26 protein-coding genes and 1 pseudogene are annotated in these 26,655 nt (G+C 75.6%); 20 read left to right on the top strand and 7 right to left on the bottom strand.

Annotated elements, in window-relative coordinates:
• Positions 1 to 43 precede the first annotated feature (43 nt).
• The 4 genes and pseudogenes from IH54_RS0100990 to IH54_RS46495 all read left to right on the top strand — a co-directional run.
• Positions 44 to 856, top strand: coding sequence for a class I SAM-dependent methyltransferase (locus IH54_RS0100990; protein WP_031512133.1), 813 nt, complete (start codon positions 44 to 46; stop codon positions 854 to 856).
• 50 nt (positions 857 to 906) lie between these two features.
• Entirely contained in the window at positions 907 to 1,314 is a 408-nt protein-coding gene (locus IH54_RS0100985; RefSeq protein WP_031512132.1) for a hypothetical protein, read from the top strand.
• A 159-nt stretch (positions 1,315 to 1,473) separates the two neighbouring features.
• On the top strand, positions 1,474 to 1,926 hold the full coding sequence (locus IH54_RS42690; protein ID WP_078861820.1) for a hypothetical protein: 453 nt from the start codon (positions 1,474 to 1,476) through the stop codon (positions 1,924 to 1,926).
• A gap of 285 nt (positions 1,927 to 2,211) precedes the next feature.
• A pseudogene (locus IH54_RS46495) lies at positions 2,212 to 2,958 on the top strand (helix-turn-helix domain-containing protein); the annotation flags it as partial.
• Between the two features lie 9 nt (positions 2,959 to 2,967).
• Here IH54_RS46495 and IH54_RS46490 read toward each other — a convergent pair.
• Both IH54_RS46490 and IH54_RS0100965 read right to left on the bottom strand, forming a co-directional pair.
• The gene (locus tag IH54_RS46490; RefSeq protein WP_199923312.1) at positions 2,968 to 4,176 is read right to left on the bottom strand and encodes an MFS transporter; all 1,209 of its coding nucleotides are present in this window, start codon (positions 4,174 to 4,176) and stop codon (positions 2,968 to 2,970) included.
• 142 nt (positions 4,177 to 4,318) lie between these two features.
• Complete coding sequence (locus IH54_RS0100965; protein ID WP_199923311.1) at positions 4,319 to 4,795, bottom strand: nuclear transport factor 2 family protein; 477 nt, start codon at positions 4,793 to 4,795, stop codon at positions 4,319 to 4,321.
• A gap of 69 nt (positions 4,796 to 4,864) precedes the next feature.
• On the opposite strand from IH54_RS0100965, the gene IH54_RS0100960 reads away from it, so the two are divergent.
• From IH54_RS0100960 to IH54_RS0100950, 3 genes are all read left to right on the top strand, one after another.
• Complete coding sequence (locus IH54_RS0100960) at positions 4,865 to 5,452, top strand: TetR/AcrR family transcriptional regulator (RefSeq protein WP_031512125.1); 588 nt, start codon at positions 4,865 to 4,867, stop codon at positions 5,450 to 5,452.
• A gap of 115 nt (positions 5,453 to 5,567) precedes the next feature.
• Positions 5,568 to 5,873 (top strand): hypothetical protein, encoded by a 306-nt coding sequence (locus IH54_RS0100955; protein ID WP_052396917.1) that lies wholly within the window; start codon positions 5,568 to 5,570, stop codon positions 5,871 to 5,873.
• A complete protein-coding gene (locus IH54_RS0100950; protein ID WP_031512122.1) occupies positions 5,870 to 6,613 on the top strand; it encodes a PIG-L deacetylase family protein in 744 nt (247 codons plus the stop codon). Before IH54_RS0100955 ends, IH54_RS0100950 begins: the two co-directional genes overlap by 4 nt.
• Before the next feature lie 95 nt (positions 6,614 to 6,708).
• On the opposite strand, the gene IH54_RS0100945 is transcribed toward IH54_RS0100950, so the two are convergent.
• From IH54_RS0100945 to IH54_RS42680, 5 genes are all read right to left on the bottom strand, one after another.
• On the bottom strand, positions 6,709 to 7,734 hold the full coding sequence (locus IH54_RS0100945; RefSeq protein WP_420711691.1) for an NAD-dependent epimerase/dehydratase family protein: 1,026 nt from the start codon (positions 7,732 to 7,734) through the stop codon (positions 6,709 to 6,711).
• 3 nt (positions 7,735 to 7,737) lie between these two features.
• Entirely contained in the window at positions 7,738 to 8,694 is a 957-nt protein-coding gene (locus IH54_RS0100940; RefSeq protein ID WP_031512119.1) for a daunorubicin resistance protein DrrA family ABC transporter ATP-binding protein, read from the bottom strand.
• Between the two features lie 74 nt (positions 8,695 to 8,768).
• Positions 8,769 to 9,533 carry an ABC transporter permease gene (locus IH54_RS0100935; RefSeq protein ID WP_031512118.1) on the bottom strand — a complete coding sequence of 255 codons (765 nt, stop codon included), beginning with the start codon at positions 9,531 to 9,533 and terminating at the stop codon, positions 8,769 to 8,771.
• Positions 9,530 to 10,723, bottom strand: coding sequence for a glycosyltransferase (locus tag IH54_RS0100930; protein ID WP_031512117.1), 1,194 nt, complete (start codon positions 10,721 to 10,723; stop codon positions 9,530 to 9,532). Before IH54_RS0100930 ends, IH54_RS0100935 begins: the two co-directional genes overlap by 4 nt.
• The gene (locus tag IH54_RS42680; protein ID WP_199923310.1) at positions 10,723 to 11,991 is read right to left on the bottom strand and encodes a methyltransferase domain-containing protein; all 1,269 of its coding nucleotides are present in this window, start codon (positions 11,989 to 11,991) and stop codon (positions 10,723 to 10,725) included. Before IH54_RS42680 ends, IH54_RS0100930 begins: the two co-directional genes overlap by 1 nt.
• 721 nt (positions 11,992 to 12,712) lie before the next feature.
• Between IH54_RS42680 and IH54_RS0100920 the strand changes: the two genes are divergently transcribed.
• The 13 genes from IH54_RS0100920 to IH54_RS0100855 all read left to right on the top strand — a co-directional run bounded on the left by IH54_RS0100920 (position 12,713) and on the right by IH54_RS0100855 (position 26,650).
• Positions 12,713 to 14,191, top strand: coding sequence for a class I adenylate-forming enzyme family protein (locus tag IH54_RS0100920; RefSeq protein ID WP_078861818.1), 1,479 nt, complete (start codon positions 12,713 to 12,715; stop codon positions 14,189 to 14,191).
• 114 nt (positions 14,192 to 14,305) lie between these two features.
• Positions 14,306 to 14,575, top strand: coding sequence for an acyl carrier protein (locus tag IH54_RS0100915; protein ID WP_031512113.1), 270 nt, complete (start codon positions 14,306 to 14,308; stop codon positions 14,573 to 14,575).
• Positions 14,576 to 14,583: 8 nt separating this feature from the next.
• Positions 14,584 to 15,123: a hypothetical protein gene (locus tag IH54_RS42355; protein WP_063762139.1), complete on the top strand. Its 540-nt coding sequence runs from the start codon at positions 14,584 to 14,586 to the stop codon at positions 15,121 to 15,123.
• Positions 15,116 to 16,270, top strand: coding sequence for a beta-ketoacyl synthase N-terminal-like domain-containing protein (locus tag IH54_RS0100900; RefSeq protein WP_234343303.1), 1,155 nt, complete (start codon positions 15,116 to 15,118; stop codon positions 16,268 to 16,270). The genes IH54_RS42355 and IH54_RS0100900 overlap by 8 nt, the downstream gene beginning before the upstream one ends.
• Complete coding sequence (locus IH54_RS46485) at positions 16,267 to 17,214, top strand: beta-ketoacyl synthase chain length factor (RefSeq protein ID WP_234343302.1); 948 nt, start codon at positions 16,267 to 16,269, stop codon at positions 17,212 to 17,214. The genes IH54_RS0100900 and IH54_RS46485 overlap by 4 nt, the downstream gene beginning before the upstream one ends.
• Positions 17,211 to 18,491, top strand: coding sequence for a beta-ketoacyl-[acyl-carrier-protein] synthase family protein (locus IH54_RS0100890; RefSeq protein ID WP_234343301.1), 1,281 nt, complete (start codon positions 17,211 to 17,213; stop codon positions 18,489 to 18,491). The genes IH54_RS46485 and IH54_RS0100890 overlap by 4 nt, the downstream gene beginning before the upstream one ends.
• A 70-nt stretch (positions 18,492 to 18,561) precedes the next feature.
• The gene (gene hppD, locus IH54_RS0100885; RefSeq protein ID WP_031512105.1) at positions 18,562 to 19,662 is read left to right on the top strand and encodes a 4-hydroxyphenylpyruvate dioxygenase; all 1,101 of its coding nucleotides are present in this window, start codon (positions 18,562 to 18,564) and stop codon (positions 19,660 to 19,662) included.
• Entirely contained in the window at positions 19,662 to 20,630 is a 969-nt protein-coding gene (locus tag IH54_RS0100880) for a phytanoyl-CoA dioxygenase family protein (protein ID WP_078861817.1), read from the top strand. Before hppD ends, IH54_RS0100880 begins: the two co-directional genes overlap by 1 nt.
• The gene (locus tag IH54_RS0100875) at positions 20,623 to 21,597 is read left to right on the top strand and encodes a thiamine pyrophosphate-dependent dehydrogenase E1 component subunit alpha (protein ID WP_031512102.1); all 975 of its coding nucleotides are present in this window, start codon (positions 20,623 to 20,625) and stop codon (positions 21,595 to 21,597) included. Before IH54_RS0100880 ends, IH54_RS0100875 begins: the two co-directional genes overlap by 8 nt.
• A complete protein-coding gene (locus tag IH54_RS0100870; RefSeq protein WP_031512101.1) occupies positions 21,597 to 22,568 on the top strand; it encodes an alpha-ketoacid dehydrogenase subunit beta in 972 nt (323 codons plus the stop codon). The genes IH54_RS0100875 and IH54_RS0100870 overlap by 1 nt, the downstream gene beginning before the upstream one ends.
• Before the next feature lie 73 nt (positions 22,569 to 22,641).
• Positions 22,642 to 24,279, top strand: a complete 1,638-nt coding sequence (locus IH54_RS0100865) for a class I adenylate-forming enzyme family protein (protein WP_031512100.1) — start codon at positions 22,642 to 22,644, stop codon at positions 24,277 to 24,279.
• On the top strand, positions 24,276 to 25,724 hold the full coding sequence (locus IH54_RS0100860) for a condensation domain-containing protein (protein ID WP_031512099.1): 1,449 nt from the start codon (positions 24,276 to 24,278) through the stop codon (positions 25,722 to 25,724). The genes IH54_RS0100865 and IH54_RS0100860 overlap by 4 nt, the downstream gene beginning before the upstream one ends.
• Positions 25,721 to 26,650 (top strand): 3-oxoacyl-[acyl-carrier-protein] synthase III C-terminal domain-containing protein, encoded by a 930-nt coding sequence (locus IH54_RS0100855; RefSeq protein WP_031512097.1) that lies wholly within the window; start codon positions 25,721 to 25,723, stop codon positions 26,648 to 26,650. The genes IH54_RS0100860 and IH54_RS0100855 overlap by 4 nt, the downstream gene beginning before the upstream one ends.
• Positions 26,651 to 26,655 lie beyond the last annotated feature (5 nt).

Below are 26,655 nucleotides of genomic sequence, written 5' to 3'. Positions count from 1 at the left end.
GCCGCCGGGGCGTCCGGCCGGCAGCAGCGGAGAAGGGGGCCGGGTGGGCGTGGGGGACTTCGACGAGGCGGAACGGCAGATCTGGTCGGGAAGGGCCGCGGCCTTCCGGGACAGCTTCGCCAAGCTGTGCGCGCACACCGCGCCGGCGCTGCTGGACGCGGCCGGGGCGGGCCCCGGGGTCCGGCTGCTCGACGTCGGCACGGGGGCCGGCACCGTCGCGGCCGCGGCGGGCGCGCGCGGTGCCCGGGTGACCGCCGTCGACGCCGAGCCGGGCATGATCGAGCTGGCCCGGCAGGCGGCACCGGAGGCTGACTTCCGGCTCGCCGTGCTCCCCGACCTGCCGTTCGAGCCCGGCAGCTTCGACGCGGTGGTTGCCAATTTCGTGGTCAACCACGTCGGTCGGCCCGCCGCGGCCGTCGCGTCCATGCGGGCGACGGCACGGCCCGGCGGGCGGGTCGCCGCGACGATCTGGTGCAGCCCGGCGGGCGCGGGGCACGAACTGCTCGGCCGCGCCGTGGAGGCGGCCGGGGCACGGAAGGCGGCCGAGGAGCCGCGGCTCGACCCGGCGGAGGACTTCGCCCGTACGGAGGAGGGCTTCGCGGAGCTGCTGGCCGCCGCGGGGCTCGCCGAGGTGTCCTGCACGCCGGTGACATGGGATCACCTCGCGAGCGCGGAGGAATGGTGGGGAGGCGCGGCGGCCGGGGTGGGGCTTGTCGGCCAGACCGTCAGCCGGCAGAGCCCCGGCACGGTGGTCCGGATCAAGGCGGCGTACGACGAACTGGTCCCGGAGTACGCGGGCCCGGACGGGCGCCTCGTGCTGCGCTACCACGCCCTGCTGGCCCACGGCCTCGCCTGAGGCGGCGGGGCGCCCGGGCCCGGCGGGGGCCCTTGATAGCGTCGGGCCGCGTGAACGACACCGTCTACACCGGCCGCGCGGCCCACGACGCTGCCCTCGACCGCGGCTGGCTCCTCGGCCACTTCAAGCCCGAGGGCGACCCGCGGCACAGCCAGGACCTGGAGATCAAGTGGGGCGTCCATCCGCCCGGTGACACCCGCGCCGCGTGGGTCCAGGGCGAGCGGCGCACCGCCCTCCTGGTCCTGATCAGCGGCCGCTTCCGCCTCGACTTCCCGCACCGCAGCGTCGTCCTCGCCGAGCAGGGCGACTACGTCGTCTGGGGCCGCGGCGTCGGCCACTCCTGGGAGGCCGAGGAGGCCTCGGTCGTCCTGACGGTCCGCTGGCCCTCCGTCCCGGGCTACGCGGTGCCCGCCGACCCACCCCCGCACAGCACGCAACCGACGGCGGAGCCGTCCTGAACCGGCGTCCCGGAGGTCCCGGTACGAGCCGCTCCGGTACCCGCCCTCCGGTACGGGTACGCCGAATCCGGTCGCTTCGTCCAGTCGGGGCTGCGCGCGCTGCGTAGTCCGGACGAAACGCATCACGGGCAGCGGCGGGCGGACCCTACTGTTCCGGCCATGAAGATCACTCGCACAGTTGTCGCAGTCATCGGCGGGTTCGCCGCCTTCACGCTCGCCGCGTGCGGGCCCGCCGGGACCACGGACGCCGGTTCCGCGGCGACGCTCACGCCGACCGCGACGGCAAGCACCATCACCACCGCACCGGCGCCCACCACCACGACGGAACCGGCGACCATATCCCCGTCGCCGACCACGCCACCGGCGACGACAACCACGCCGCCCGCGCCGAAGAAGACGGCCGCGCCGAAGAGAACGACCGCGAGACCCGCGGTCCGGCACACCACGGCGCCGGCGAAGAAGACCCTGTGCAGCATCCGCTCCAACGCGGGGAACTGCTACAAGGCGGGCCAGTTCTGCCGCAACGCGGACCTCGGGGCGACCACGACGGACGCGAACGGGCGGGACATCACGTGCGAGACGGTGTCCGGGAAGCCGCACTGGCGCTACTGAACCGCGCGGGGGGCGGGCACCGTTCGGTGCCCGCCCCCAGGGCGCAGCACGGTGAGGGTGCGGGTGGCGGGGCCGAGGACGGTGGTCCTGCCGTGCTTGCGCGCGTCGCCGACGGCCTTCTTGCCGCTGCGAACGCTTCCCCCTGCGGGGGCCGGCCTTGCGGGCGAGGGCGAGCGTATTCAGGGGCGCGACGAGCCACCCACCCATCGCAAGGTCGCGCGGGACACCGCCGAGGCGCCCCCGGGGCGTCGGAATACCCGAAGGGCATCGCGTCGTTGCGGGGGCATGACAGCGAGTGGGGGGCGCGGCACGCCCACGTGGGAACTGGTGGGCGTGCGCAAGTACCCGCTCGACGCCGGGGAGGCGCTGCGCGGGGTGGACGGGGCGGTCTGGGTGCTGGTCCTGGACGGTGACGTGCGGCTGGCGGGCGACGGGTCGGGGGCCGAGGCCCTGCACGCGGGGGACGCCTTCCATGTGGACGCCCGCACCGCCTACCGGCTCACCGCGCTGACCCGGGCCGAACTGGCGGTGGGCCGGCTGCTGGCGGTGCCGCCGCTGCCGAGCCCGCTGGTGGCGCGGGAGTTCGCCGAACGCCACCGCGGCATCGCCGAGCTCGTCCGCATCTGCCCGCTCGACCCGGCGTGCGGGCAGTCGCTCTTCGCGGCGAGTTACGGCGGGCTCATCCAGGCCGCGATGCTGCAGTCCCTCGACGAGGACGAGCGCGCCCGGCAGGGCCCGGACCCGCAGATCGTCGCGCTCATGTCCGCACTCGACGCGCATCCCGGGCGGCCGTGGACGGTGGAGGGGATGGCGCGGGTCGCGCACCTGTCGCGCTCGTCGCTCGGAGAGCGCTTCCGCCGGGTGCTGGGCCGTACACCCGCGCAGGTGCTGCGGGAGGTGCGGATGCGGCACGCCCGCGTGCTGCTGGCCACGACCGACCGGCCGGTGGAGCAGGTCGCGTTCGCTGTGGGATACGGCTCGGCGGCGGCGTTCAGCCGGGCGTTCTCCGCCTACCACGGAACGCCGCCGCAGGTGTGGCGCTCAGACCTCAGGGGTGCGCAGCGAGGCGAATCCGGCGCTGCCCGCCAGCGCCACGAGGGCGCCGAGCAGCATCGCCGCGCGGACACCGCTGCTGTCGACCACGGCGCCGCCGACGGCCGAACCGGCGGTGATGGCCACCTGGAAGGCCGCCACCTGCAAGGACAGCGCTGACTCGACGCTGCGCGGCTCCGCGCGGGTGACCCACAGCTGGGTGGCGACGGGCACCATGTTGAAGCCGACGCCCCAGACGACGATGCCGGCCGTCGCGACCACCGGGTTCGTCGTCGCGACCAGCAGCAGCAGGCTCGCGCCGAGCAGCGCGGGCGCGGCGACCACCGCGAGCCGCAGCCGGGCGGCGAGCAGGCCCGCCGCGAGGTTGCCGGCGAGCCCGCCCACGCCCCAGCCGAGCAGCAGCCAGACCGTCCCGCCGTCGGTGACGCGCTCGATCGCGAGCCGGATGAAGGGGTAGGCGGCGAAGTTGCCGAAGGCCACCAGCGCGATGCAGCCGACCCCGGCCATCAGCCGGCGGCCTGCCACCACCCGGCGCAGCATGCCCAGCCCCGCACCGGGCTGCGCGGGCACCGGCGGCAGCGTGGCCGCCACCGCGGCGAGCGCCAGCACGCTGAGGCCCGCGGCGGCCCAGAACACCGGCCGCCAGCCGACCGCGTCGCCCAGCACCGAGGACAGCGGCACGCCGACGATGGTCGCCGCGCTCACCCCGAGCGCGAGGCTGGTGGACACCACGTGGTCGCGTCCGGGCATCGCCCGGATCCCCGCGCCGAGGGCGAAGGACCAGAAGCCGGCTATCGCCGCGCCCAGCACCAGCCGTCCCACCAGCAGCAGCGGGAAGTTCGGGGTCAGGGCCACGACCATGTTGGAGACCACTGCCAGGGCGAGCAGCCAGAGCAGCACCGTCCGCCGGTCCGTGCGCGGCAGCGCCACGCCGATGGTCGGGGCCGTCAGGGCGCCCGCGACCGCCGTCGCGGCGACCGCCAGCCCGGCGGTGCCCTCGCTGACGCCGATGTCCGACGCCATGGCCGGCAGCACGCTCGCGGGCAGGAACTCGCTCCCGACGAGCGTCGCGATCCCCAGCGTGAGCGCCATGACCGGCGCCCACGAGCCCTCTCCCCCGGCAGTGCCGGACACCACCACCTTGCCGCCCGCCTCGACAGCGGCTTCCGGAACGGTCGTACGACCCTCAGACATCATGGGCCCAGTCTCCCGGCCCCGCCGGTCCCCGGCTTGACCGTTCGGCCGCTCCCCATGACGCGGACGCCGGACCCGCGGGCCGCCTGGTGGGTGCCGGAGGGGTGGACCGGCGTCCGTCACGTCCGGCCCGCGGCGTGACCGGCTACAGCACCGGCAGGTCGGCGCCGTGCTCCGCGGCGGGGCGGGGGCCGAAGATGCGGCGGTCGGCGGGGTCTATGGGGAGGTCGTTGATGCTGGCCTCACGGCGGCGCATGAGGCCGTGCTCGTCGAACTCCCAGAGCTCGTTGCCGTAGGAGCGCCACCAGCGGCCGCGGGCGTCGTGCCACTCGTACTGGAAGCGCACGGCCATCCGGTTCTCGCGGAAGCCCCACAGGCTCTTGCGCAGGGCGTAGTCCTGCTCGCGCTGCCACTTGGCGGTGAGGAAGGCGACGATCTCCTCCCGGCCGTGGACGAAGGTGTCGCGGTTGCGCCACACGGAGTCGGGTGTGTAGGCGAGGGCCACGTGCTGCGGGTCGCGGGTGTTCCAGGCGTCCTCGGCCGCCTGCACCTTCTGCCGGGCCCTCTCCGCCGTGAACGGCGGGTAGGGCGGACGGTCTTCCGGCACGGTGGCCTCCTTCATGGAGAACGCTCGTTCTCTACGTGGGCACTAAGGTAGAGAACGGCCGTTCTCTACGTCAAGGAGGCAAGGATGCCCGCCCCGATCACCGAGGAGCAGTCCCGCCGGGACCGCGACGCGCTGCTCGACGCGGCCGAACAGCTCTTCTACGAGCGGGGTTTCAGGGCCGTCGGCATGGACCAGGTCCGCGCGGCCTGCGGGCTGCCCCTCAAGCGGATCTACCGCTTCTTCCCGACCAAGGAGGACCTGGTCGTGGCGATGCTCGGGCGCCGCGACGCGCGCTGGCGCGCGAACTTGGCCGCGCACGTCGAGCGCACCGCCGACCCGCGCGGACGCGTCCTCGCCGTCTTCGACTGGCTCGCGCAGTGGTTCGCGGAACCCGGTTTCCGTGGCTGCGCCTGGATCAACGCCTTCGGCGAGCTGGGATCCTCCTCCGGGCCGGTGCTCGCCGAGGTCCGGTCGCACAAGCGGGCGTTCCACGAGCAGGTCGCGGCCTGGACGGCCGCCGCCGGCATCCCGGCCGAGCCGGTGTGCCTGCTCGCGGAGGGCGCCATGGTCATGGCCGGCATCACCGGCGACCCGGCCCCCGCCCGGCAGGCGCGCGCGGCGGCCGAGGTGCTGCTCGGCGCCGCGGTCGCCCCCCGCCCGGCGGCCGGCTGAGCGGGGCCGGCCGGGCCCCTCGCCGGATTCGCGGTGCCGCACGCCGCCGTGTCACGAGCCGGGTCCCGGCTCGGTCGGTAGTGTGTGAAATGCACCTGAATGAGGAGTTCGCACCATGGAAGCGCGTCTCGACCACTCCGGCACGGCGGTCGGCGGCACGGCCGTCGGCGACTCGGGCCTGCCGCACGGGGGCGGGACGCGGCTGCGGCCCGACCTGGCGGGGGCGTGGCGCGAGGCCGCGGTCTTCACCGACGCCGCGCGCGCGGCCCCGGCGGCCGCCGAGCACCACGGCACCGAGCAGTTCGCGGCGCCTGTCCCGCAGCCGGCCGCCGTCAACGCCCGCATCCGGGTCGGCGCGTGCGGCCGGACACCCGCCGGGAGCCGCCGGCCCGGCCGGTTCGGCTCAGCGGCAGCGCCATGACCGACGCGGACCTCCCCCCGCTGCTCCCGATGCCGGACGGCTGGCAGCGCGCCCTCGCCGTGGTCGCGCACCCGGACGACCTGGAGTACGGGTGCTCGGCCGCGATCGCCTCGTGGACCCGCGACGGGCGTGAGGTCGTGTACGTCCTGGCGACCCGCGGCGAGGCGGGCATCGACACGCTGGCGCCGGAGCGGGCGCGGCGGCTCCGGGAGGCCGAGCAGCGGGCGGCGGCCGCGGTCGTCGGCGTCCGGGACGTGGACTTCCTCGACCACCGCGACGGTGTGATCGAGTACGGTCCGGCCCTGCGCCGCGACATCACGGCCGCCGTGCGCCGCCACCGGCCCGAACTGGTCGTCACGCTCAACCACCACCGGACGTGGGGCCCGGGCACCTGGAACACCCCCGACCACGTCGCCGTGGGGCAGGCGGCCCTGGACGCGGCGGGCGACGCGGGCAACCGGTGGATCTTCCCGGAGCTGGCCGACCAGGGTCTGGAGCCCTGGGACGGGGCGCGGTGGGTGGCGGTCGCCGGCTCGCCCTCCCCCACCCACGCGGTCCCCGCCGACCGCGGTTTCGAGTACGCGGTGCAGTCGCTGCTGCGGCACCGCACGTACGTCGAGGCGCTCACCGGCGAGGACCCCGAGACGTACGTCCGCCGCTTCCTCACCGGCAGCACGGGCACCCACAGCGCGCGGTTCGGCGGGCGGCCCGCGGTCGCCTTCGAACTCTTCACCCGCTGACGGGCGGCCGCTTCCGGGTCACCGGCACACCCGACGGGTGAACCGCGCCGCCGCCCGCTCCCGGCGGGCGGCGGCCGTACGGCGGGGCTCCGGGCTCAGGCCCGGGGGCCCGCCGCGTGCTCGGCGAGGAGCCGTGCGAACCACTCGACGGTCATCGCCAGGCCCTTGTCGACGTCCACCACCGGCTGCCAGCCCAGCGCGGCGCGGGCCAGCGCGATGTCGGGCCGGCGCAGTCCCGGGTCGTCCACCGGACGCGGTACGAAGCCCACCGGCGAGCCGGAACCGCACAGGTCGCGGATACGGCGGGCCAGGTCGAGGATGCTCAGCTCGACCGGGTTGCCGAGGTTGACCGGGCCGGGGTGATCGGCTGCCGCGGCGGCGAGCAGGCCCGCCACGGTGTCGTCGACGTAGCACAGGGAGCGGGTCTGCGACCCGTCCCCGGCGACGGTGAGCGGCTCCCCGGCGAGCGCCTGGGTCACGAAGGCGGGCACCGCCCGGCCGTCGCCGCGCCGCATCCGCGGGCCGTAGGTGTTGAAGAGCCGCACGATGACGGTGTCCACGCCGAGCGTGCTGCGGTAGGCGGTGGTGAGGGCCTCGGCGTAGCGCTTGGCCTCGTCGTACTGGCTGCGCGGGCCGACCGGGTTGACGTTGCCCCAGTAGCTCTCCGGCTGCGGGTGGACGAGCGGGTCGCCGTAGACCTCGGAGGTGGAGGCGAGGAGGAAGCGGGCGCCCTTGCGGTGGGCGAGGTCCAGGGCGTTGGCGGTGCCGTGGGAGCCGGCCCGGAGCGTCTCCAGCGGGTGCCGGGCGTAGTCCAGCGGGGAGGCCGGGGAGGCGAGGTGCGCCACCAGGTCGACCGGCCCGGCCACGTCGAAGGGCTCGCAGACGTCGCGGACCTCCAGGGTGAAGCCCGGGTCGTCCGCCAGGCCGCGCAGGTTGTCGGTGCTGCCGGTGAGCAGGTTGTCGACGCACACGACCTCGGCGCCCTCGGCCCGCAGCCGGTCGCACAGGTGCGAGCCGACGAACCCGGCCCCGCCGGTGACCACCGCCCGCCGAAGGGTACGGGGCCGGTCCGCGTCGGGCTGCCGCATCGGCTTCTCCCCCGTGGTCGCGGTGTGCTCCATCGGTCAGGACTCCCGCAGCGAGCGGCCGGTCCTCGTCAGGAACACGTCGTCGAGCGTGGGGCGGTGCAGCTCGATCGTGGCCAGTTCCACCCCGACGTCGGCGAGCGCGCGCATGATCCGCGGCATCGCCGTCTCGCCCGCGTCCACCGCCAGCCGCAGGTCCCCCGCCTCGCGCACCTCGGCGGAGCGCACGCACTCCAGGCCGGCCAGCACCTCGGCGGCCTTCGCCGGGTGGTCGGCGACCTCCAGGGTTACCACCTCGCCGGCGATCTGCCGCTTCAGCTCGGCCGGGGTGCCCTCGGCGACGGTGCGGCCGCCGTCGATGATCGCGATCCGGTCGCACAGCGCGTCGGCCTCGTCCAGGTAGTGCGTGGTGAGGAAGACCGTCATGCCGTCGGCGCGCAGCCGGCGGATCTCGTCCCACATGTGCGCGCGGCTCTGCGGGTCCAGGCCCGAGGTCGGCTCGTCCAGGAAGAGCACCGTGGGCCGGTGGACGACGCCGAGCGCGATGTCCACCCGCCGCCGCTGGCCGCCCGAGTAGGTGCGGCAGTGCCGGTCGGCGTAATCGGCCAGGTCGAAGGCGTCCAGCGCCTCGGCCGCCCGCTGGCGTGCCTCGGCCCGGGAGGAGCCGAACATCCGTGCCTGGAGGACGAGTTCCTCGCGCGCGGTGACGTCGTCCCAGGTGCCGCCGCCCTGGGCGACGTAGCCGATGCTGCGCCGCACCTGGCCCGGCGCGGTGCGCAGGTCGGCGCCCGCGACGACGGCGTCGCCGCCGTCGGGGGGCAGCAGGGTCGCGAGCATCCGCAGGGTAGTGGTCTTGCCCGCGCCGTTCGGGCCGAGGAAGCCGAAGATCTCCCCCGCGGCCACGGTCAGGTCGAGTCCGGTGACCGCCTCCACGGTCGTGGACGAGCGGCGCCGCCCGGTGCGGAAGGATTTCCGCAGGTCCCTGGTCTCAATCATCGAGGCGTCCTTGTCGTGCTCGGGGGTGTGTTCCGTGCGGGGCACGGGAGGAGCGGGAAGGGAGGGCGGCGCGGTCAGCGGACGGACCGGGCGAACAGCCGGGCCGACCAGGCGAGGGCGAGGAGCGCGACCGCGGCGAGCAGCGTGATGCTCTGCCAGACCGAGGAGTCGCCCGCGTGCCCGGCGAAGAGCGCGCGCATGCCGATGACCGCGCGGCTGAAGGGGTTCCAGTCCGAGATCCGGCGCAGCCACAGCGGCGCGAGCGCGAGCGGCAGCAGGGTGCCGGACAGCAGCATGAGCGGCTGCGCGATGTTGTTGACCACCTGGCCCAGCGCATTGGGGTCGGTCACCTTGAGCGCGATCCCGTACGACACCGCGGAGCTGGTGAGCGTGATGAGGGCGAGCAGCGCGTACGCCAGCAGCAGGTCGGGGACGTGCACGAACAGGCCCAGCGGCATCGCCAGCACGATGATGACGGCCGCCTGGACGACCAGCACCACGACGTCGCGCAGCGCCCGGCCGAGCAGCAGTGCCGCCCGGCTCACCGGGGTCACCCGGGCCCGCTCGACGACGCCGGACGCCAGCTCCGCGAGCAGGCCGAAGCCGACGTAGAGGCCGCCGCCGAGCGCGAGGGCGACGAGCATGCCGGGCACGTAGATACGGTAGGCGTCGGTCATCGAGTCGGCGCCCATGGAGGCCAGCGCGGGCTTGAGCAGCGGTGCGAACAGCGCCATGTAGATGACCGGCTGGGCCACGCCGAGCAGGATGGACAGCGGCGACCGGGACAGCAGCAGCATGTGCCGCTGGAAGACCAGCCAGGTGTCGCGGAGCGTCTTCACGTCGTCGTCATCTCCCTTGCTGCGGAGCGTGGTTCGGAGGGTGCGCCCAGGAGGGTCTCGAGGTGCCGGGCGGCGGCCGCGGCGCCGCCCGCGGCGGCGAAGGAGTCGCGGACGCGGCCGGCTGCCGCGCGATAGGACGGGTCGTCGAGCACGGCGAGCAGGGCGCCGCGCAGCTCCTGCGGGCGGACGCTGGGGAATCTGACCCGGCGGCCCGCGCCGACCGCGGCGACCCGGGCGGCGTTGAGCGGCTGGTCGCCCTTGATGGGCGCGACCACCAGCGGCACGCCGTGCGCGAGCGCCTCGCAGACGGTGTTCAGGCCGCCGTGGCTGACGACCGCGTCCAGCCGCGGCATCAGCTCCAGCACCGGTGCCCGCGGCCGTACCAGGACGTCGGCCTCAGGGGCGGCGGGCACCGTGCCCTCCGGGGCGATCACGATCGCCTGGACGCTCCCGGCGATCGGGCGCAGCGCCTCGACGACCCGGGCGTGGAAGTCCTGGGCGAGGTCGAGGGCCAGGGTGCCCACGGTGACCAGCACATGACGGCGCGCCGGGTCCAGCCACTTCCACGGGAAGGCGGTGTCCGGGGGCCGGGCGGCGAGCGCGGGGCCGACCAGGCGGGCGTTGTGCGGCCAGTCCAGTGGGCCGTTCAGGGCCTCGCCGGTGAAGGCCACCAGCAGGTGCGGGGAGAAGCGCAGGTCGTGCGGCGGTTCGCCGGGCATCCCGGCGGCGGTCCAGATCTCCGCCATCCGCGCGTGGATCCACGCCTCGACCTCCGGCAGCGCCCGGTAGGGCCGGGTCAGCTCCATGGTGGTCGGTGCGAGGCTCGCCCACGGCAGCCCGGCGCGGTGCGCGGCCACCGCGCCGGCCACCGCGTGCTGGTCGACGGCGAGGACGTCGGGCCGGAAGGCGGCGACGGCCTTCTCGATGCCCGGCAGCGTCACCCGGGCGTGCGGGACGATGTAGCCCTCCCAGCGGGACTTCGCCGCGGCCATGCCCCGGTCGGCCTGCCCGCGGTGCGCCCTCAGCGGGATGGGCGCGATCGCCGCTTCCGGCCCGAGCACCGGCCGCAGGAAGGACTCCGAGCCGGCCCACAGCACGTCGTGGCCGCGCGCGACCAGTTCCTTCGACACCGCGGCGAGCGGGTGCGCATGCCCGGTGAGCGGCAGCGAGACGAAGAGGTAGCGGCCCATCAGCCGCTCTCCGCGGGTGCGGTGCCGCCCTCGCCCTCCGGGTCGCTCTCGCCGTCGCCTTCGGTGTCGCCGCCGCGGTCGCGGTGGGCGGCGACGTAGGCGGCCACGTCGCCCGCGGTGAGCGCGATGATCGCGTCGATGCCGAGCCGGGCGACATGTCCCGCGAGGTCGACGCGCTCGCCGTAGCGGGCCTGCAGCGCGGCGCTCCAGGCGGCGAGTTCCTGGCTCTCGACGAGCAGGTCGGCGTCCACCCGGCTGGCGGGCGTCACGCCGTCCAGCCACGCGGTGTCCTCGCCGGTGATCTGCCGCAGCAGCTCCGCGACCGGCCGTACCAGCGCGTCCGCGTCCCTGTCGGTGTCCGCGCTCCCGGTCCGTGCGGGCGTGTCCGCCGCGCGACCCGGTTTGACGGCCCGCAGGGCGCCGTAGGTGATGACGCCGGTCTCGAAGCCCTTCGTCATGAGCGGACCCGCGTGGAAGAAGCCGAGCACGTCCACGCCGCGCTCGCGGGCCAGCCGGCGCATCTCGGTGCGGCCCTTGTCGTAGCGGGCGATCTGCGCGAAGGACGGATCCCAGGAGTTGGCGACCGCGTTGCTCCAGTCCACCCCGGAGACCTCCGCGAAGCCGGCCGCGCGGGCGAGCCGCTCGTGCTCCTCCAGTGACGAGAAGTGCGGCATGACCTGGTGCTGGAGGATCTGCCGTACGAGGTCGCGCTCGTCCTCGGCCAGTTCGCCGTCGCGCACCGCCCAGGTGGCCACGGCGAGGACGCCGCCGGGGCGCAGCAGGCGCAGCGCCTCGGCGAAGAACGCCGGGCGGTCGGGCAGGTGCATCAGGCTCTCCAGCGCCCAGACCACGTCGAAGGACGCGTCGGGGAAGCCGGTGGAGAGCGCGTCGAGCTGGTGGAAGCGGGCGCGCCCGGCGAGGCCCGCGGCCTGCGCCTTCTCGCCGGCCCTGGCCGCCTGCCGGGCGCTCAGCGTGACGCCCTCGACGGTGCAGCCCATCGCTCCCGCGAGGTGCAGCGCGGGGCCGCCGATGCCGCAGCCGACGTCCAGGACGGTCGAGCCGGGCGGGACGCCGGTGAATTCGACCAGTTCACGCACCAGCCGGTCGGTGGCGGCGTGCCGGTCGGCACCATTGACGCCGGGTATTTCGCCCGGATCCCAGAAACCGTGGTGGACGTGTTCTCCCCACAGGTCCTCGTAGAGATCGAGCGTGATGTCGTAGTAGCGCTCCACGGCCGTGTTCAGGCCGGCGCCGGTCCCAGGTTCCAATGGCGGCCAATCCTCGGGAAAAAGAGCATGCGGAATCGGGAATGCGGTAAGCGGAATGACGTGGGCAGCGTGCACCGGGCCGGCGGCGGGTGCCGCGGGATGCGGCAGCCGGGGCGCGGACACGTAAATGGGGAAACCAGGCGCGGTGCAAATGTTGCCCCGGAAGTGCGGGCAGGAAGTGCGGGCAGCGCGAGTAGCGGAGTTGGTGCAGCGCAGGAGCAGGACGTGGGGGATCGTGCAGGACGGCGGTGCGGTACGAAGCGCGCAGGAGGACGCGAAGGCGCAGGCCGGGAGGCGGCCGCGGAAATGAGACCACCGAGCCGTGAGGGGCGGCTGGGGGATCACCTGCAAAGGGCGGTGCCGTACTGAGCTGCCAACTTCCAGCCGGGTCACGGCAGTTGGCCAATGAGCGGCCATGTTAGCGGCGCGCGTCGCGGATCGTCAATACGAGAAAATTTGTGTCGCGTGTGACGGATCGATACGCCAGAGATTGATGAGGAATTTGTCGCCGCTGCACGGAGCGGGGCTTGACAGCACGGAATTCTGAGTTGAAAGTTCGGCATGGGAATTTCGGTCGGTCCGCTATTGATCTGGACCATTCCGATTGCCCCGGCGCGTTCGGTCCGCACGGGCCGGATTCGGCAGGCGCTCCGGGAAACGGGAGCGGCGGAGCGCCGGAAAACCACCAGACCGGGAATCATGAAAGGGGTCCGGGTTCTTCATGAAGGCTGCCTCGACGACACCCTGGGAAGGCCGTGAGGGCCGGGAGGCCGGCGGCCTCGCCGGGGACGGCTCCTGGGACGGCTCATGGGTGGACGACGTCCTGCTCGCCGGCCCCGGCGCCGACACCTGCCTGGTCTTCGACGCGCCCGTCACCCGGAACGAGCTGCGCCGCCTGGTCCGGGAGCGGCAGGCCGAACTCGCCGCCGCCGGGCTGCGGGCCGGCGGCACCGCCGCGCTGAGCCTGGCGCCCTCGCTCGCGCTGGTCGCCGACCTGCTCGCGGGCTGGCGCAGCGGGGCGCAGGTCGCGCTGCTCGACCACCGCCTCACGCCGTACGAGACCGGGCGCGCGCTGGAGCGGCTGGCCGCCCAGGTCGTGGTCACCGCCGAGCCCGTCGGGCCGGGGCCCGCACGCGGCTACCACGACCAGCACCCGGTGGCCCGCCCGCGGCCCGGCGGCCTGCCGACCCGCACGCCGCACGCACTGGTGCAGCTCAGTTCGGGCTCCACCGGACCGGCGAAGATCATCGGCCGGACGGCAGCGGACCTCGTCGCCGAGATCGGCCGCTATGCGCGGATCGACGGGGTGCCGCGGGCCGGCGAGCGCATCGTCTCGATGGCCTCCATGGTCCATGTCCTCGGCCTCGTCGGCGGCCTGCTGCACAGCCTGGCCGCCGGGGTGCGGCTCGCCTTCCCCGCGCGGGCGGGCGCCGAGGGCATCCTCGCCACCGTCGCCGCCGGGCCCGAGCCGACCACCCTGCTGGGCGTCCCCTTCCACATCGAGCTGCTCAGCTGGGTCGCGCAGCCGCCGCGGCTGCCGCAGCTCACCGGTATGACCACCGGCGGCGAGCTGGTGCGGGCCCGCGTGCACGAGGCCTTCACCGACCGCTACGGCGTCCGGCTCGGCAGCATGTACGGGATGACCGAGGTCGGCGTCATCGCCACCGACCTCTTCGGCGAGCACCGCCCGGAGGTCACGCCCGCGCCGGGCATCGCCGTACGGGAGGCGGGCGGCGAGCTGCTGATCGCCACCGAGCGGTCGCCCTACATCGGCTTCGACGACCCGGCCCGCTGGTCGGACGGCTGGCTGCACACCCGTGACGGCGGCAGCGTCGACCCCGGCACCGGGCGGGTCCGTGTGCTCGGCCGGCTGGACTCGCAGGTGTCGGTCGGCGGCCTCAAGGTCGACCTCACCGAGGTCGAGCACACATTGGCCGAACTCCCTGACGTCTCCGCCGCGGTCGTGGTGTTCGGCTCGTCGGTCGAGGCGTACGCGGTGCTGCACGCGCCCGACGCGCGGGCACGCGTCGAGGCGGGGCTGGCCGAGCGGCTCGCCCCGTACAAGCGGCCGCGGCTGCTGCACGTCGTCGACGAGCTGCCGCGCACCGCCACCGGAAAGCTCGTACGCGACCTCGCGGTGCTGCGCGCGGCCGCCACCGCCACCCCCGCCCCGCCGCCGGACCGGCCGCCCGCCGGGTGACCGGCCGCCCTGTCGCCCCCGACGCCGGCCCCGCCACCCCCGACACCACTGCCACCGCCCCGACGCAAGCCACCGGAAGCCACTTTGGAAGCCACCGGAGAGGGAGCCCCCGCGATGTCCACCGATGAGATCCGCGCGTTCGTGCTCGAAGCGCTGAGCGAGATGAACTACAGCGTCGACGACGTCGACGACGACACCCCGCTCGGCCCGGCCGGCGTCGACCTGGAGTCGCTCGCCCTGGCCGAACTCGGCATCCGTGCGGAGGAACGCTTCGGCGTCGTCTTCGAGGAGGACGAGGCCGAGCAGCTCGGCACGATGACGCTCGGCGAGTTCGGCGCGGCGCTGGCCGCCCGTATCGCGACCGCCCCCGCCGCGGGCCAGTGAGCGCGCCCGTGCCGCAGCCCTCGCCGTCGCAGCTGCCGCCGCCCCCGGACACACCCGGCCGCGCCGAGATCCTCGCGATCCTCGCTGCCTTCGGCGACCGCCCGCCGGAGGAGGTCCCGGAGAGCGTCGACTCGATGGAGCTGGCCTGGCTGGTCCACCAGCTCGAATCCCGGTACGGCGCAACGGTCCCGGACTCCTCCCTGGTCCGCATGACGACGGTCACGACGGTGCTGCACGAACTCGCCGCCCTGGCGGGCCTGTCCGGCGGTGCGGAGCGAGGCGGCCCGGCAGGTGGCGCCGCAGGTGGAGGTACGGGTCCGGGCGGCTCCGGGACGGGCGGCTCCGGGACGACGGGCCCCGCGGCCGGAGGACCGGGAGCGGACGGCCCCGTTGCGGGACCGGGCGGACCGGCGGACGCGGCAGACGCTGCCGCCGGTCCCGGAAGGGGCCCGGGCGGCTCGGAGGCACGCGCGGCGGGTGACGGGACCGGCCCGGGTGCCGCCGCGGCGGGCAGCGCCGCGGCCGGGAGCGGCGGAACGCGTGGCTGAGGGCGGGGAGGTGCGGCGCGGGCCGGGGGAGGTCGTCCTCACCGGGGCCGGGGTGCTCAGCGCGTTCGGGGTCGGGACGGAGCCGCTCATGGGCGCCGTGCTCGCCGGGCGGCCGGGTTTCGCGCCCGTGGGGCGCTTCGGCGTCGGCGGGCGGCGGGCCGGGCACGCCGCCGTGCACCCCGGATCGCCCGTGCTCACCGACGAGTTGCCGCGGATGATCGGGCTCGCGTGCGAGCAGGCCGGGCTGTCGGCCGCGCTGCGCGCCCGCTGCCCGCTGCACCTCGCCGTGCACGGCGACCCGGCGCTGCCGCGGGTGCCCGCGGGCGAGCGGGCGGCGCACGGCGCGGGCCGCTTCGCCGAGGGCGTCGCCCGGCGGGCGGGGCTGTCCGGCGCGGCGCGCGCGTACACCTCGGCCTGCGTGGCGTCGAGCACCGCCGTCGCGGACGCCGCCGCGCTCGTCGCCCGCGGGCGGGCGGAGCGGATCGTGGTGGCGGCCGGATACCTCGTCGACGCAGACCAGTTCGCCGTTTTCGACGCGGGCCGGGCGCTCGCCCGCGACGGGCGGGTGCGACCCTTCAGCGCGGGGCGCAGCGGGCTGCTGCTCGGCGACGCGGTGGCCGCGGTGGTGGTCGAGTCCGCCGTCGCGGCGCGCGGGCGCGGAGCGCGGCCGCTGGCGCGGCTGGCGGGCTGGGGGCGCGCGGGGGACGCCCACCACGTCGTCCGCCCCCGCCCGGACGGCGCCGGCCTGGCCCGCGCGATCACCGCCGCGCTGCGCCGGGCGGCCCTCGCGCCGGAGCGGATCGGTTACGTCAACGCGCACGGCTCCGGCTCGCCCGCGGGCGACACGGCCGAAGCGGCGGCGCTGCACCGGGTGTTCGGCCCGGCGGCAGAAACGCTGCCGGTCAGCTCCACCAAATCCGTGCACGGCCAGGCCCTGGAGGCGGGCGCGCTGCTCGAACTGGTCGTCACCGTCTCGGCGTTGGCGGCGGGCCGGCTGCCGGTCAACGCGGGCTGGCTCGGCCCCGACCCCGAATGCCGCCTCGGCCTGGTCCTCGACACCCCGGCCCCGGCCACGTCCCCGTACGCGCTGAGCCTGACGACGGCGTTCGGCGGCGCGAACACCGCACTCCTGGTGGCCGCCGCATGACGTCCACGGCCCGCGACGCGGCACGCCCCGCGCGCCCCGCCCCCCTGACCGGCACTCCGGTGGCCCAGAACCGCCGCCCCCGGACGGCCACCCTGCCCGACGACCCCGACACCCCCGGCGGCCTCGCGCTCCCCGACGCCACCCGCTGCGCGGAAGGGCCCGAGGCCGAGGCGCCACCCGCCGGAAGCCCGGCGCCCGACTCCCCCACCACCGACCCCCGCCAACGACCCCGGGCCACCGACCCGCAGGCCACCGCGACCCCGCACGCACGGCCCGCCCCCGCGCCGCGGCCGGGCGGCGAGCGGCACGCGCCGGGGAGCCCCCGGGGCGGTGCGGAGTCCGCGCGGCAGGAGCCGGCCGTCGACTCCTCCGCATGCCCTGCCGTCGAACCGCCGCCGCCCGCTGCCGAGTTGCCCGCAACTGGGCTCCGCGGCCGGCTCGCCTCCCTCGCGCGGCGCAACGGGCTGCGCGTGCTGGCCGCGGGGCAGTGGCCGGAGGGCGTGGAGGACCGGGAGGTCCCCCTGCTGCCCGGGTTCGTCGGGTCGTCGTTCAGCCCGCTCGCCGCGGAGGTCGCACGGCGGTGCCTGGAGCGGCGGGCCGGCGGGCCGGCGGCGGCAACGGGGGTGGTCGTCGTCAGCGCGCTGGGCGATCTGGAGGGGGCCGTACGGGTCGCGGAGGCGGTCGACGGCGGGGGCGCGGTGGGACCGCTGGCGTTCTTCCAGGCCGTGCCGAACGCCGTGGCCGGCCATGTGGCCGCCCGCTGGGGGCTCTTCGGGCCCGTCGTGTGCGTCGCCGGCGCCACCGCGGGCGTCGAGGTGGCCGCGCTGCTCGTCGAGGACGGGGACGCGGACGAGGTGCTGCTGATCCGGGTGGAGCAGGCGGCGACCGCCGGGGCGCGGGACCGCGCCGCGGCCGTACTGCTGAGTGGAGGGGATACCCCGTGACGGGTGCGCGAGGTGTGGACGGCGAGGTCGTCGTGACCGGGATGGGCATGGTCACGCCGGTGGGCACGACCGCTGCCGAGGTCACGGCGGCGATGTGCGAGGGGCGTTCGGGGCTGGTGCGGCCGCCCGCCGGGAGCCTGCTGGAGGGCAGTGTGGACGTCGCCGCGTTCGGCCCGCCGGTCGACCCGGCGTCCGTGCTGCCCGCGCCGGAGACCCGGGTGGTGGACCGCTACATCGTGATGGCGCTGCGGGCGGCGGCTGACGCGCTGGCGGACGCGCACGTAGAGGTCGGCCGGGACGTCGACCCCTACCGCATCGGGGTGATCCTGTCCGGCACCGGGGGCCTCGCCACCCTGGAGGCGCAGGTCGTGACGCGGACGCAGCGCGGCCGGCTGGGCGTCAGCCCGTATCTGCTGCCGGGGATGCTGCCGAACATGGGCGCCGCCCGGGTCGCGATCCGGCACGGCATCCGCGGCTACAGCTCGTCGATCGGGACGGCCTGCGCGGCGGGCGCACAGTCCGTCGGCGAAGGGCTGCGGCTGCTGCGCGCGGGCGAGGCGGACATCGTGGTGTGCGGGTGCAGCGAGGCGCCGCTCTTCCCGACGCTCGCCGACACGTTCTCCAACGCCCGTGCCCTGGCCCGCGGTTGGGCCGCCGACCCGGCGGGGGCGAGCCGCCCCTTCGACCGCCGCCGCAACGGCCTGGTACTCGGCGAGGGCGCCGGGGTGCTGGTCCTGGAGCGCGCGGCGCACGCCGACGCGCGCGGCGCGGCGGGCTACGCGGGCGTGGCCGGCTGGGGCGCCACCAACGACGCCCACCACCCCACCACCCCGCACCCGGAAGGCGAGGGCGCCACCGCGTGCATGCGCCGCGCCCTCGCCGACGCAGGTCTGGCGCCCGGCGACATCGGCTACGTCAACGCGCACGGCACGAGCACGAAGATCGGCGACCGCGCCGAAGCCCTTGCGATCCGCCGGGTGTTCGGCGCCGAGGGCTGCCCGCCGGTCAGCGCCACCAAGGCGGTCACCGGGCACATGCTCGGCGCCTCGGGCGTGGTCGAGGCGGCGGTCTCGGTGCTCGCGCTGCGCCGCGGCGTGCTGCCGCCGACGCACAACCTGGACGACCCGGACCCGGAGTGCGATCTCGACCACGTCCGCAAGGGCCCGCGCCCGGCCCCGGGGATCGGCCACGTGATGTCGAACTCCTTCGGGTTCGGCGGCCACAACGTCAGCCTCGTCCTCGGCCCGCCGGGCACCCGGCTCGCCCGCACCGTCTGAACGGCGCCGGGGGGCGCCTCGCGGCACCGCCCCCGCGCCCGCACCGCATGTCATCGACCTAGGAGCGGCAATGGACTACCTCGGCATCGACCATGTCGAGTTCTACGTGGGCGACGCGCGCCAGGCGGCGTTCGTCCTGTGCTCGGCCTTCGGCTTCCGGGTGCACGGGCACGGCGGCCCCGAGACGGGCCTGCCGGACCAGCGCAGCCTGCTGCTCGGCCAGGGGGACTGCCGGGTGCTGCTGACCTCGGGCCTGCGCCCCGATCACCCTGCGGTCGACTACGTCGCGCGGCACGGCGACGGGGTGGCCGTGGTCGCCTTCGGCACCCGCGACGCCGGGGCCGCCTTCGCCGCGGCCGTGGCGGGCGGCGCGACCCCGGTCGAACCGCCGCGCACGTACGAGGGCCCGGACGCGTCGGTGCGCACCGCGACCGTCTCCGGCTTCGGCGACGTGGTGCACCGCCTGGTCGAACGGCACGGCTCGGCGGGCGACTTCCTGCCCGGGGCGATCGTCACCGCGTCCGCCGACACGGTCCCCGCGCCGCCGGACGGGCCGGAACTGCTCCGTACGATCGACCACGCCGCGGTGTGCCTGGAGGCGGGCACGCTGGAGGCCACCACCGCCTTCTACCGGGCCGCGTTCGGCTTCGACCTGATCTTCGAGGAGTACATCGAGGTCGGCGGCCAGGGCATGTTCTCGCAGGTGGTGCAGAGCCCCGGCGGCAACGCGACACTGACGCTCATCCAGCCGGACCTGAGCCGCACGCCGGGCCAGATCGACGACTTCCTGGCCTGGCACGGCGGCCCCGGCGTGCAGCACCTGGCGCTGAGCACCGACGACATCGTCGAGGCCGTGGACGCGCTCGGCGGGCGGGGCGTCGGCTTCGCACCGACCCCGGCGAGCTACTACAGCTCGCTCGGCGGCCGGCTCGGGGCCGTCGACCTGCCGGTGGACCGGCTGCGGCCGCGCGGCATCCTCGTCGACCGCGACCACTGGGGGCAGATGTACCAGATCTTCGCCCGGTCGATGCACGTGCGCCGCACGTACTTCTGGGAGCTGATCGAGCGGCACGGCGCCCGCACCTTCGGGACCAGCAACATCCCGGCCCTCTACGAGGCGAAGGAGCGCGAGCTCGCCGCCGTCCGCGCGACCACGAAGGCAGGCCTGTGATGACCGTCGACCAGGACCGTACGCCCCCCGTTCCGGCTCCCGCGCCCGCAGGGGCCTACGCCCTCACCGAGGCGGAGGCCGCGCTGCTGCCGGACGACGACGAGGTGGCCTTCTACGCCGAGCACGGCTGGTACCTGACGAAGAAGCTGCTCGACGACGCCGAGGTCGACGAGCTGCTGGCGGCAAGCGAGCGCTACTACGCGGGCGAGCGCAGCCGTACGCTGCCGGTCCGCCCGCCGCGGCTCGCGGCCTGGCAGCCGTCGGACGGGCCGGTGCAGCGGCACAACGACTACGTGCACGTCGAGAGCGACCCGATCGCGCGCATCCTGCGCAAGCCGCTGATCGGCGCGGTCGCCGCCCGGCTCGCGGGGGCCGCCGAGATCCGGGTCTTCCAGTCGACGCTCATCCTCAAGCCGCCGGTCGCGGGCGAGCCCAGCAACATCGTGCCCTGGCACATGGACAAGCACTACTGGTCCACGTCCACCTCGGAGCGGATGCTCACCGCCTTCATCCCCTTCCACGACTGCGACGAGGAGATGGGCACCCTCACCGTCGTCGACGGCAGCCACCGGTGGAAGGAGACCGGCCGCGAGGACTCGATGACCCGGCATTTCGCGGACCGCGACCGCGACCAGCTGGACGCGGTGCTCGCCGCCAACGCCGCCCACAACGGGGCCGAGATCCGCAGGGTGCCGCTGGTCATCCCCAAGGGCCACATGAGCTTCCACCACTGCATGACCTACCACGGCAGCGGCCCCAACCGCAGTTCCCGGCCGCGCCGCGCGATCTCCTTCCACCTCCAGGACGGCGGCAACGAATACCGCCACTTCCCGCTCGCGGGCGGCGGCGAGGCCTCCTACAACCACGACGTGCTGGTGCGGCGGCTGCCGGACGGCCGCCCCGACTACGCCGACCCCGCGTACTGCCCGGTGCTGTGGCGCGCGGAAGGGCCGGGGGCGCATGGCTGACGCGGACCGGGCCGGGGGCCTCTACCGGACGATGGCGCTGATCCGCGGCTTCGAGCAGCGGGCGGTGGAGCTGGTGCGCACCGGCGTCGTCCGCGGCGGTATCCACCCCTGCACCGGGCAGGAGGCGGTCGCGGCCGGGACGTGCGCGGCGCTGCGCCCCGACGACCTGATCACCAGCACCCACCGCGGCCACGGCCACGTGCTGGCCAAGGGCGCGGACCCGGCCCGCATGATGGCCGAGCTCGCGGGCCGCGCCACCGGGCTCAACCGGGGCCGGGGCGGCTCGATGCACGCCGCGGACTTCGCGGCGGGCGTGCTCGGCGCGAACGCCATCGTCGGCGCGGCGGTGCCGATCGCGGCGGGCGCGGCCTGGGCGCTGCGGCAGCGCGGCTCGGACCGGGTGGTGCTCAGCTACTTCGGCGACGGGGCCGTCAGCCAGGGCGTGGTGCTGGAGGCGTGCAACCTGGCGGCGCTGTGGCGGGTGCCGCTCGTGCTGGTCTGCGAGAACAACGGCTTCGCCACCTCGATGCGCCCCGCCGACACCATGGCCGGCACCGTGACCGGCCGCGCGGCGGCCTTCGGCATCCCCGCGGCCACCGTGGACGGCATGGACGCCGAGGCCGTAAGGGACGCCACCGCCGAAGCCGTCGCGCGGGCCCGCTCCGGCGCGGGCCCGGCGCTGCTGGAGTGCACGACCTACCGCTTCGACGCCCACCACACGTGGGAGCACACCGCCCGCCCCCGCTACCGCACCGAGGAGGAGGCCGCGGCCGGCCGGGCCCGCGACCCGCTGGAGATCCAGGGCGCGCGGCTGCCCGCGGCCGTACGCGCCGCGGCCGACGCCGAGACCGCGGAGCTGCTGGACGCCGCCGTGCGGTACGCGCTCGACGCGCCGCACCCCGATCCGGCGACCGCGCTGGACCATCTGTACGCGACCGGGCTGCGGCCCAGGGCGGGGGCGCTGTGATGCCCAGGCTCTCCTACCTCAAGGCACTCAACCGGGCGATCGGCGACGAGATGGAGCGGGACCCCGCCGTCGTCGTGCTCGGCGAGGACGTCGGAGTGGCCGTCACCAACGTGACCGCGGGCCTGCTGCGGCGCTTCGGGCGCGACCGAGTGCTGGACACGCCCATCTCCGAACAGGCCTTCACGGGCTTCGCGACCGGGGCGGCGATGGCGGGGATGCGGCCGATCGTCGAATTCCAGATCCCGGCGCTGCTCTTCCTCGCCTTCGAGCAGATCGCCAACCAGGCGCACAAGTTCTCCCTCATGACGGGTGGCCAGACCCGGGTGCCGGTGACGTACCTGCTGCCGGGCTCCGGCTCCCGCGACAGCTGGGCTGGCCAGCACTCCGACCACCCCTACAGCCTCTTCGCGCACGTCGGGGTGAAGACGGCGGTGCCGGCCACGCCCGCGGACGCGTACGGGCTGCTGGTGACGGCGATCCGGGACGACGACCCGGTCGTCGTCTTCGCGCCGTCCGCCGCGCTGGGGGTGCGCGAGGACACCGACTTCGGCGCGCTCGCGCCCGTGCCGCTCGGCTCCGGGCGGGTGCACCGCGCGGGCACGGACGTCACCGTCGTGGCGGTGGGGCACCTGGTGCACGACGCGCTCGCGGTCGCCGAGGAGCTGGCCGGGACGGTGTCGGTGGAGGTCTTCGACCCGCGCACCCTGCACCCCTTCGACTGGGCGGGCCTCGCGGCGTCGCTGGAGCGGACGGGGCGGCTGGTCGTCGTGGACGACTCCAACCGCTCGTGCGGCATCGGCGCGGAGATCGTCGCGACCGCGGCCGAGGAGATGCGCCTGACGGCCCCGCCCCGCCGGGTCACCCGCCCGGACGGCGCAGTGCTGCCCTTCGCCCGCGAGCTGGACCTGGCGTGCCAGCCGACCCGTGCGCAGCTGCGCACGGCGGTCGAGAAGGCGGTGAGCGGCGGATGAGCGCCACCCCAGCGGGCGTGCCCGCACAGCCGTATGACGACATGACGACGAGGCGACACTCAGGAGGAATGCCGTGACCGGCAGCGACATCCGGGCCAGGCTCGCCGCCGACCCGGACCTGGGCGCGGGCAACGTCCTGCCCAAGCTCTTCGAGCACGGCGCCGACCCCGGGGGGCCGGGCGCCGCCTTCGACCAGCCCGTGGACGGGCACCCCGCGGGGACCGAGCTGACGCTCGGCGCGCTCCGGGAGCGGGTCGCCGCGCGGGCCGCGTGGTGGCACGAGCGGGGCATCGGCCCGCGCGACCCGGTCGCGGTGTACGTGTCCGGCTCTGCCGACACCCTGCTGACCTTCCTGGCCCTCACCTGGCTGGGCGCGATCCCGGCGCTGATGAACCAGTACCTGGCCGGCGACACCGCCGCCGCCTACCTGCACAAGCTGCGCGCCACCGCCCTGGTGACCGACCCCGGGCACCGCGAGCGGCTCGCCGGGCAGGATCCGGGCGGCCTCGCCCTGCACGCCGACGCGGCGGAGACCGGCACCGGCGACCCGGAGCGCGCGCCCGCGCCGTACCGGCACCATGCCGACGACCCGATCGCGATCACCCACTCCTCCGGCACCACCCGCATGCCCGCCGCCGTGGTGCACTCGCACGCCAGCCTCTTCGCCGCGATGCGGCTCTTCCGGCTGACCGCGCCGCGCGCCCGCGGGGCCGCGCGGATGCTCAGCGCGCTCCCGGCCGCGCACGCCGCGGGCATCTCGGCGCTGAACATGGCACTGTGCCTGCGCAGCGACCTGCTGTTCCTGTCCACGCAGAACGACGGGGCGGCGGTCGTCGACGCGATCGAGCGCTGGCGGCCCACGGGCGTCCTCGGGTTCGCCGCCACCTGGGCGCAGATGGCCCGGCAGGATCTCGCGGCGCGCGACCTGGAGTCGGTGTCGCTGTGGTTCAACACCGGGGACTGCGCGCACGAGCCGCACATCCGGCGGCTGGTCGCCGCCGGCTCCCGGGAGACGGCGACCCGCGACGGCGTCCGCCGGCTGCCCGGCTCCAGCTTCGTCGACGGCCTCGGCTCGACCGAGATGGGCCACTCCGCCTTCCACATCACCCACACCCGCACGACCGAGCGCTACGGCCGCTGCGTCGGGGTACCGCACGGCTTCGCCGAGGTCGCGCTGCTGGACACCACGACCGGCCGGGAGGTCCCGCCCGGCGAGGTCGGGCAGCTCGGGCTCAGGGCGCCGACGCTCGCGCCGGGTTACTGGAACGACTCCGCGGCCACGTACCGCAACCGGCTGGGCGGCTACTACCTCACCGGCGACCTGATGTACCGGGACGAGGACGGCTACTACTTCCATGTCGACCGGGCGGTGGACGCGGTCGACCTCGGCGGCGGCGAACGCCTCTACACGGCCATGTCGGAGGAGCGGATCCTCGCCGCGTGCCCGGACGTGCACGACTGCACGGTGGTCTCCGACCGGGTCGGCGAGCAGGTCGTCACCGATGTCCTGCTGGCCCTCCACGAGGGCGCCGACCCGGACGCCGACCGCACCCCGGCCGTCCGCGCGGCCCTGACCCCGGCGGCCGCGGCGACGCTGCGCCGCGTCGTCGTCATCTCGGACGCCGACCTGATCACGGGCCCGACGGGCAAGGTCCGCAAGTTCCTGATGCGCCGCCGGCACCGGGCCCGCACGGCGGAGGTGAGCGCGTGACGGGCGAACCGGAGGCGGGCGGCGGCGTGCCGGAGCGCGGGAGCCGGGACGGTGCGGCGCCGGCCGTCGCCGAGCGGATCCCGGTCGACTTCGCCGGGGAGGGCGAGGGCGAGGACGAGATGTCCTGGGGCATGTGGGAGATCTGGCAGGCCATGGGACGGCAGCGCGGGCCGCTGCCCATCGGCGGCCGCGCCGCGCTGGAGCCCGGCACGACGCTCGCCGACCTGGCCGCCGAGCTGCGCTACCTGCTGGAGCGCTTCCCCTCGATGCGCACCCGGCTGCGCATCGCCCCCGGCGGCCGGGCCCTGCAGCGGCTCTCCTCCACCGGGCGCACCACGCTGGAGGTGTACGACGCCGCTCCTGACGCCGACCCCGAGGAGGTCGCCGCCGCGGTCGAACAGGCCTACCGGAGCCGGGAGTTCGATTTCTGCGCGGAGTGGCCGGTGCGGATGGGCGTCGTACGCCGGGACGGCGTGCCGGTCCACCTGGTCACCGTCATGCACCACCTGGCGACGGACGCGCTCGGCGGCGCGATCATGCTGGGCCAGGTCCGGACCCGGGACACCGCGCCGGTCAGCGGCATGCAGCAGCTGGAGCAGGCGCGGTGGCAGCGCTCGCCCGCGGGGCAGCGGCAGAACGCCCGGGCGATGCGGCACTTCGAGAGCGTGCTGCGGACCATGCCGGCGCGGCAGCTCCCCGGTCCCACGGACCCGCGCGAGCCGCGGCACTGGGGGGCCGAATTCCACTCGCCGGCGCTCACGGCGGCGCTGCCGCTGATCGCCGCGCGGACGGGTGCCACGGTCCCCGGCATCCTGCTGGGCCTGTTCGCGACCGGCCTGTACCGGGCCACCGGGATCAGCCCGGTGATCGTCCGCCCGGTGGTCGGCAACCGCTTCCGGTCGGCCCTGTCGGACGTGGTCTGCATGGTCGCGCAGGCGGGCGTGTGCGCGATCCACACGGCGGGCGCGAGCGCCGCGGACGTCGTGAGGCGCGCCGGGCAGGGCGCCCTGACCGCGTACAAGCACGCCTACTTCGACCCGGAGGCGCTGGACGAGCTGGTCCGGCGGATCTCGGTCGAGCGCGGCACGGACGCGAACATCAGGACGTACCTCAACGTCCGCAGCAGCTACACCCTGCCCGCCGACGGCACGGGGGCGGGCACGCGGGAGCTGCAGGAAGCACGCGGCGGCACCGTCTTCCACTGGTACACGCGGGAGGAGAACCAGACGGAGCGCCTCTTCGTGCACGTCGACGACACCCCGGAGGGCGGGCTGCGCTTCGAGATCCACATCGACACGCACTACGTCTCGCCCGCCCAGGCCGAGGCCTTCGCGTACGGCATGGAGGCGGCCGCGATCGAGGCGGCGGTCCGGGACGGGGCCGCGGACGAGGCTGCGCCCCAAGGCGCCGGCGAGCCGGTCGGGGCCGGGGGGTCCGCACGGTGACGGCTCTCACCGAGGTGGCCGCGTACGTACCGGAGGGCCGGCTGACCGTCGAGGAGGTCGCCGGCCCGCTCGGGCTGACCCGGATGCAGGTCAAGGTCTTCCGCCGCTACCACCGGCTGGGCGAGGTCGCCCGCGATCCCGGCGGTACCGTCGAGGACCTGCTGCGCGGCGCGCTCGCCCGGCTCCGGGCCCTGCGCGGGCGCGAGCAGGACGTGCGGTACGTGCTGCACGCGCGGACCTTCCCGACCGTCGCGCCCTACCCGTACGACCCGGTGCGCGCGGTCTGCGAGGAGTACGGCCTCGGCCACGCGGCCGTCTTCTCCGTCGGCCACCTCGCGTGCGCGTCCGGACTGCTGGCCGTGGACGCCGCGGGGCGGCTGCTCGCGGCGGACGGCGACCCGGACGGGCTCGCCCTCGTCCTCAGCGGCGAGAAGGCGTTCACCCCGGAGGCCCAGCTCGTCCCCGGCACCTCCTTCTTCGGCGAGGGCGCCGCGGCCTGCCTGGTGGCCGCGTCCGGCGAGCGCGACCGCGTGCTCGGCCACGCCGTCGAGCAGCGCGGCGAGTTCGACGGCGACGCCCCCGAACTCGCCCTGGAATTCCAGCGGGTGTACGCCGACGCGCTCTCGGCGGCGATCGACGCCGCGGTGACCGGGGCCGGGCTGAGCGCCGCCGACGTCGCCCTGTTCCTGCCGCACAACGTCAACCGCGTGGCCTGGCACCAGGTGTGCCGCATCCTCGGCGTGCCGCGCGAGCGCGTCCTGCTCGACAACGTCGCCGACACCGGCCACGTCTTCTGCGCCGACGCCTTCGTCAACTACCGCACCGCGCTGGACCGCGGGCTGCTGCGGCCGGGCGAGCCGTACGTGATGGCGGCCGCGGGCGCCGGGCTCGGCGCCGCCTTCTCGGCGACGGTCCTCGTCCACTGATCCCC

This window comes from Streptomyces sp. NRRL F-5123, assembly GCF_000721495.1.
Classification (GTDB): Bacteria; Actinomycetota; Actinomycetes; order Streptomycetales; family Streptomycetaceae; genus Actinacidiphila.
This window is presented reverse-complemented; position numbering and strand designations above follow the sequence as displayed.

Excerpts from the sequence above, each read along its gene's own strand:
- IH54_RS0100880 (WP_078861817.1), top strand. The coding sequence starts at position 19,662 with ATGACCGTCGACCAGGACCGTACGCCCCCCGTTCCGGCTCCCGCGCCC.
- IH54_RS0100940 (WP_031512119.1), bottom strand. The coding sequence starts at position 8,694 with ATGATTGAGACCAGGGACCTGCGGAAATCCTTCCGCACCGGGCGGCGC.
- IH54_RS0100915 (WP_031512113.1), top strand. The coding sequence starts at position 14,306 with ATGTCCACCGATGAGATCCGCGCGTTCGTGCTCGAAGCGCTGAGCGAG.
- IH54_RS0100960 (WP_031512125.1), top strand. The coding sequence starts at position 4,865 with ATGCCCGCCCCGATCACCGAGGAGCAGTCCCGCCGGGACCGCGACGCG.
- IH54_RS0100950 (WP_031512122.1), top strand. The coding sequence starts at position 5,870 with ATGACCGACGCGGACCTCCCCCCGCTGCTCCCGATGCCGGACGGCTGG.
- IH54_RS0100930 (WP_031512117.1), bottom strand. The coding sequence starts at position 10,723 with ATGGGCCGCTACCTCTTCGTCTCGCTGCCGCTCACCGGGCATGCGCAC.
- IH54_RS46485 (WP_234343302.1), top strand. The coding sequence starts at position 16,267 with ATGACGTCCACGGCCCGCGACGCGGCACGCCCCGCGCGCCCCGCCCCC.
- IH54_RS42690 (WP_078861820.1), top strand. The coding sequence starts at position 1,474 with ATGAAGATCACTCGCACAGTTGTCGCAGTCATCGGCGGGTTCGCCGCC.
- IH54_RS0100875 (WP_031512102.1), top strand. The coding sequence starts at position 20,623 with ATGGCTGACGCGGACCGGGCCGGGGGCCTCTACCGGACGATGGCGCTG.
- IH54_RS46490 (WP_199923312.1), bottom strand. The coding sequence starts at position 4,176 with ATGATGTCTGAGGGTCGTACGACCGTTCCGGAAGCCGCTGTCGAGGCG.
- IH54_RS0100965 (WP_199923311.1), bottom strand. The coding sequence starts at position 4,795 with ATGAAGGAGGCCACCGTGCCGGAAGACCGTCCGCCCTACCCGCCGTTC.
- IH54_RS0100955 (WP_052396917.1), top strand. The coding sequence starts at position 5,568 with ATGGAAGCGCGTCTCGACCACTCCGGCACGGCGGTCGGCGGCACGGCC.
- hppD (WP_031512105.1), top strand. The coding sequence starts at position 18,562 with ATGGACTACCTCGGCATCGACCATGTCGAGTTCTACGTGGGCGACGCG.
- IH54_RS0100920 (WP_078861818.1), top strand. The coding sequence starts at position 12,713 with ATGAAGGCTGCCTCGACGACACCCTGGGAAGGCCGTGAGGGCCGGGAG.
- IH54_RS0100870 (WP_031512101.1), top strand. The coding sequence starts at position 21,597 with ATGCCCAGGCTCTCCTACCTCAAGGCACTCAACCGGGCGATCGGCGAC.
- IH54_RS0100945 (WP_420711691.1), bottom strand. The coding sequence starts at position 7,734 with ATGGAGCACACCGCGACCACGGGGGAGAAGCCGATGCGGCAGCCCGAC.